The organism is Clostridium sp. AM33-3 (genome assembly GCF_003480315.1).
In the GTDB taxonomy this organism is placed as follows: Bacteria; Bacillota; Clostridia; order Lachnospirales; family Lachnospiraceae; genus Brotaphodocola.
The window spans coordinates 17,205-22,286 of record NZ_QUIV01000036.1 but is presented as its reverse complement, the minus strand read 5'-3'; the positions used below and the strand labels follow the sequence as shown (position 1 = coordinate 22,286).

The following is a 5,082-nucleotide window of genomic DNA, read 5'->3' as shown; positions in this document are numbered from 1 at the left end:
GGAACCGCATGTCCGGTGGTGTGAGAGGTCGGCGGCGATAGCCGCCTCCTACTCGATCTGAAGAGAATGAAAGGAAGGACAGGACGATGAGCGAAGAGAGATATGCCATTATTTTCAGCAGTCGGACGGGCAACACGAGGAAGCTCGCGGATACGATTCGAGGGGCACTGCCGGACGCGCGGTGTGCGTACTTCGGGGAGGCGAAATCCGCAGATCCGGATGCAGAGATGATCTATGTGGGTTTCTGGACGGACAAGGGCACGGCGGATCAGGCATGCCTGGAGCTGCTGGGCAGGCTTCGGAACAAAAAGATTTTCCTGTTTGGCACCGCGGGCTTCGGCGGCAGTGAAGCATACTATCAGAAGATTCTAGCGAATGTCCGCACGGCCATTGACGCAAGTAACACGGTGGTTGGAGAGTACATGTGCCAGGGCAGGATGCCGCAGGCGGTGCGGGACCGCTATGTGAAGATGAAGGAGATGCCGGATGCGAAGCCGAATCTGGATGCGCTGATCGAGAACTTCGATCAGGCGCTTTCCCACCCGGATCAGGAGGATCTGGAAAGACTGCGGAGGATGATTACAGGGTGAAGGCCTCGTTCACCTGCCTGAACGGTAACTACCCGTGTATACAGAACGGAACATGACTCATGAGTTGGATATTTGCGTATTAGAGGAATTTATGATATAATATTCCCCATCTTAGCGTTTGCGTTGTGACACCAAACGTACTACACGAAGGGAGATTTGATCCATGAAAAATCCAGAGATTACCATTACTATGGAAGACGGCGGCGTGATCCGCGCAGAATTATATCCGGAGGTTGCTCCGAACACCGTAAAAAACTTTATCAGCCTGGCAGGAAAGGGCTACTATGATGGCCTTATTTTCCACAGAGTCATCAAAGGCTTCATGATCCAGGGCGGATGTCCGAACGGCAACGGCATGGGCGGCCCAGGTTACTCCATCAAGGGTGAGTTCAGTCAGAACGGTTTCCAGAATGACTTAAAGCATACTGCAGGCGTTCTCTCCATGGCACGTTCCATGATGCCGAATTCTGCAGGCTCCCAGTTCTTCATCATGCACAAGGACGCTCCGCACTTAGACGGTGCTTATGCAGCATTCGGTATGGTCATTGACGGCATGGATGTGGTAAACAAGATTGCCGAGACCCGCACCGATTATAGCGATAGACCGCTTAAAGAGCAGAAGATCAAGAGCATGACCGTAGATACCTTCGGCGAAGCGTATGACGAGCCGGAAAAGTGCTGATTCAGAGGAAAAGAATATATGGTTCAGAACTATACAGTTTGGGTAGAAAAGAAAGCATATCCGGTTGTGGTTTCTGACGAACGAAAAGCTCTCCTTGCCGCGAAAGCAGCAGGGAGAGCTTTTGTTGGCCTGATTCATCTGGAGGAATATGGCGGAGGAAGTCAGAAGGAAGAACGGACGGAGAAAAGTCAGACATCAGAGCTTCTGCGAACAGAAAACCAGCCGGTCGAAAAGGCAGCAGAGGGAAAGACGGCGAATGACATCTGGGATGCAGAGTATCTGGCAACGCCGGACGCCATCTGCCCGGAGTATTTAGAACGCATTGTGCGCCGCCACATCGGTCTGCCCTGGATTATCACAGAAACAGACCGCTTGCTCATCCGGGAATTTACCATGGAAGATATTGCCGGGATGCCAGAGGAGCCGGATGTCTGGTTCACACAGGAAGAACGGGAAGCCGACCAGGTCTTTTACGATGCAGAAAAATTGAAGGCCTATATCAAAGGCCAGTACCGCTTTTGTGAGTATGGAATCTGGGCATTGGTGCGAAAAACAGATGGCAGGATCATCGGAAAAGCCGGGTTATCCAATGCGAAGGAGCGGGAGACTGTAAGAGCAAATGGGTCGGACGAAGAGTTGGAACTCGGATACCACGTCTTTCACCCCTACCGCCGCCAGGGCTATGCCGAAGAAGCATGCCGTGCGATTCTTGATTATGCAAAGAACGAACTGGATTGTCCGGTGTGTGCCTGCGTGGCAGGAGAAAATACGGCATCGGTCCGGCTGCTTCGGAAACTAAAGGTAAAGTATGTTACTGTTTGTAATATGTGAACGGCAATAAAAGAATTCCCAGTTTGGAAAATAAGCTGCTATGATCTGTGGAGGTATGAAAAAGTGAAGAGCTCATTGAGTACATTATGCTATATTGAAAAAGACGGGCAGTATCTGATGCTGCATCGCACCGTGAAGAAAAATGATGTAAATAAGGACAAATGGATCGGAGTCGGCGGCCATTTTGAGGCAGATGAAAGTCCGGAGGAATGCTTGCTCAGAGAAGTCTGGGAGGAGACCGGTTATACGCTGACTTCCTGGAAATACCGTGCCATTGTGACCTTTGTCTCCGGGAATGGCGTGACAGAATATATGTCACTCTTTACGGCAGATGCCTTTACCGGCGAACCGATCGCATGTAATGAGGGCGAACTGGTATGGGTCAATAAGGAAGACGTAGTAACGTTAAACATCTGGGAGGGAGATAAGATCTTCTTCCGACTTCTGAATGAACGCACGGATTTCTTCTCACTCAAGCTTGTCTATGATGGTCACGATAAGCTGGTATCGGCTTCTCTGGATGGCAGGGAAATGGAGCTTTAGGTGAAATCCTTTACAATTTTAATGTATTCCTGCGCATGGTACGGCAGGTAACTGCCGCGCCGGTAGGCTGCCACAAAATCAACGGTGGTGCAGGTTTCCGGGCCGACGGAAAAGCAGGCAATATCAGGCGGCGGCTGGATGTGCTTTAAATGGGTTTCAGTGACAAAACCACAACCGTAGCCTTTTGCCACCAGCTGGACTTTTGCGGCGATGTTGCTGGTCTGCAGCTTTATGATCGGGGTGATCCCGGTCGCTTTAAAAAGCTGGTCTACCGTCTGCTGGGTCCGCTGTCCCGGAGTCTGGAACAGGAATGGCTCGTCTTTTAAGTATTTGAGATCCATCCACGGGTATTTGCAGTCCGGCTTTTGCACGCCCATTTCCGCAAGTGGGTGATGATGTGGCAAGATCAGGAGCAGCTCCTCGTGGCTGATGATCTCGTAGTCAACATCCGGGCTTTTAACAGGCAGATTGAAAAATGCGAGATCAGCCTCGGCGTTCAGCAGCATATCTTCCAGTAAATAGGAATGCGACTCCAGGATTTCCAGGCGCACGTTGGGATATAAGGAATTGAAAATCGGCAGGGTACAGGGAAGCATGTAGGTGCCGCGCATGGTCGGAAAGGCAATCTTTAAAGAGCCGTAATTGTTCTTTACAATGTCGTTCATCTCCTGGTCCAGCTCTTTTTTTAGGTTCAAGATCTCCGATGCTTTTTCCACATAACGTTCCCCGGCATAAGTGAGGACAAAACGGTGACCCAGCTTCCGGAATAGCTTTTGACCAAGCTCGGACTCCAGATTCTGAAGAAATTTTGTAAGTGTCGGCTGCGTTACATATAAAGAATTCGCAGCCTTGGTAATATTCTGATATCTGGCGATCGCCAGGACATAAGATAAGTCTTTAAAATCCATAAAAATCTCCCAAAAAATTTTCCTGACATGATTTTGAGATCGTGCTTTCGTTTTTGCAGTTCATGCAAGATTTCCTTATAATCTGTTAAGTTTATCATAGCATAAACTATAGATATATAGAATAGTTTGAATGAAAATTATGAATTTGTATTACAGTTGGCGTCATGCTATGATAAAACCATAAAAACGGTACCGGTTAAGAAACCGGCGGCATGGCCAGCCGCCTTCACACACAGGTGATGGAGGAAACGAAATGCGGAATCAAAATGAGCAGGTGTACAAACTTCCGGTGACGATCATGCGGGGAGGAACCAGTAAGGGAATTTATATATTGCAATCTGATCTTCCGGAGAACAGGGAAGAATGGGATGCCATCTTGCTTCGTCTGATGGGAAGCCCGGACAGCAAACAGATTGACGGACTTGGCGGATCCCAGTCCGTAACCAGCAAGGTGGCAATCGTGGGAAAGTCACAGAGAGTAGATGCCGATGTGGATTATACGTTTGCACAGGTATCTGTAGACAAGCCGATCGTCAGCTATAAGGGAAATTGCGGAAATATTTCTTCGGGTGTTGGCCCGTTTGCGCTGGAAAAAGGTCTGGTCACACCGAACGAGAACGAGACAACCGTGCGGATCTACAATACCAACACGGGAAAAATCATTGCAGCCGATGTGAAAACTTCCGGGAATCACGTGAATTATACAGGAGATTTCCAGATTGCCGGAGTTCCGGGAACGGCGTCACCGATCCGTCTGAAATTTTTAAATCCGGCAGGAACCTTGGGAAAGGGTCTGCTTCCAACCGGAAATGCAGTGGATGTGCTGATGGTGCCGGACTTTGGTGAGGTGAAGGTTTCCATTGTTGATGCGGCAAATCCGCTTGTTTTTGTAAACGCAAAGGACCTGGGGCTGACCGGAAAAGAAAATCCGAACGGGTTAAATGCGGATGCAGCGAAGCTGGAGCTTCTGGAAACGGTGCGGGGACTTGCCGCGGTGAAGCTTGGCCTGATCGATGATTACAAAAAATCAGCATGGGAAACACCTGGTATTCCGAAGATGACATTTGTGGCGGAGCCGGATGCTTACGAGACCGCGGATGGAACGACAATCCGGAAAGAAGAAATAGATCTGCTTTCGCGGATGATGTCGATGCAGAAATCGCATCCGAGTTATGCGATGACCGGAGCCATGTGCACGGCGGCAGCAGCAGTTGTGCCGGGAAGCGTAGTAGCGCAGGTGTTAAATCCGGACACGGATACCAAGTTTATCCGTATCGGACATCCGGGCGGAGTATTGGAATGTGGCGTGGATTACCGGCCAGAGAAAAAGGAGCCGGTCATTGAAGATACCTTTGGATTCCGCACGGCCAACCTGTTGATGGAAGGCATTGCATCAGTCAGAAGGTAATCATAAAAAATAAAACGCAGCCAGAACGTTACTATAAAAAGCCGGATTACAGGCTTTCATCAGCAACATTCTGGCTGCGTTTATTATTGTAGAATAGCCAGTACAGCAGAAGTTCCGGGT

At 49.4% G+C, this 5,082-nt stretch carries 6 protein-coding genes; 5 read left to right on the top strand and 1 reads right to left on the bottom strand.

Annotated features, from left to right (window positions below; all coding sequences use genetic code 11):
• Positions 1 to 86: 86 nt before the first annotated feature.
• From bilS to DW819_RS14760, 4 genes are all read left to right on the top strand, one after another.
• Positions 87 to 590: a flavodoxin family protein BilS gene (bilS, locus tag DW819_RS14775; RefSeq protein ID WP_118540221.1), complete on the top strand. Its 504-nt coding sequence runs from the start codon at positions 87 to 89 to the stop codon at positions 588 to 590.
• Positions 591 to 753: 163 nt separating this feature from the next.
• Complete coding sequence (locus DW819_RS14770) at positions 754 to 1,272, top strand: peptidylprolyl isomerase (RefSeq protein WP_118534458.1); 519 nt, start codon at positions 754 to 756, stop codon at positions 1,270 to 1,272.
• 18 nt (positions 1,273 to 1,290) lie between these two features.
• Positions 1,291 to 2,103, top strand: a complete 813-nt coding sequence (locus tag DW819_RS14765; RefSeq protein WP_118534459.1) for a GNAT family N-acetyltransferase — start codon at positions 1,291 to 1,293, stop codon at positions 2,101 to 2,103.
• A 63-nt stretch (positions 2,104 to 2,166) separates the two neighbouring features.
• Complete coding sequence (locus tag DW819_RS14760) at positions 2,167 to 2,646, top strand: 8-oxo-dGTP diphosphatase (protein WP_243024906.1); 480 nt, start codon at positions 2,167 to 2,169, stop codon at positions 2,644 to 2,646.
• Here DW819_RS14760 and DW819_RS14755 read toward each other — a convergent pair.
• Positions 2,643 to 3,554 carry a LysR family transcriptional regulator gene (locus DW819_RS14755; RefSeq protein WP_118733889.1) on the bottom strand — a complete coding sequence of 304 codons (912 nt, stop codon included), beginning with the start codon at positions 3,552 to 3,554 and terminating at the stop codon, positions 2,643 to 2,645. The genes DW819_RS14760 and DW819_RS14755 overlap by 4 nt on opposite strands.
• 253 nt (positions 3,555 to 3,807) lie before the next feature.
• Here DW819_RS14755 and DW819_RS14750 point away from each other — a divergent pair, with 253 nt between their 5' ends.
• Positions 3,808 to 4,962, top strand: a complete 1,155-nt coding sequence (locus tag DW819_RS14750; RefSeq protein ID WP_118733888.1) for a PrpF domain-containing protein — start codon at positions 3,808 to 3,810, stop codon at positions 4,960 to 4,962.
• Positions 4,963 to 5,082: the final 120 nt, after the last annotated feature.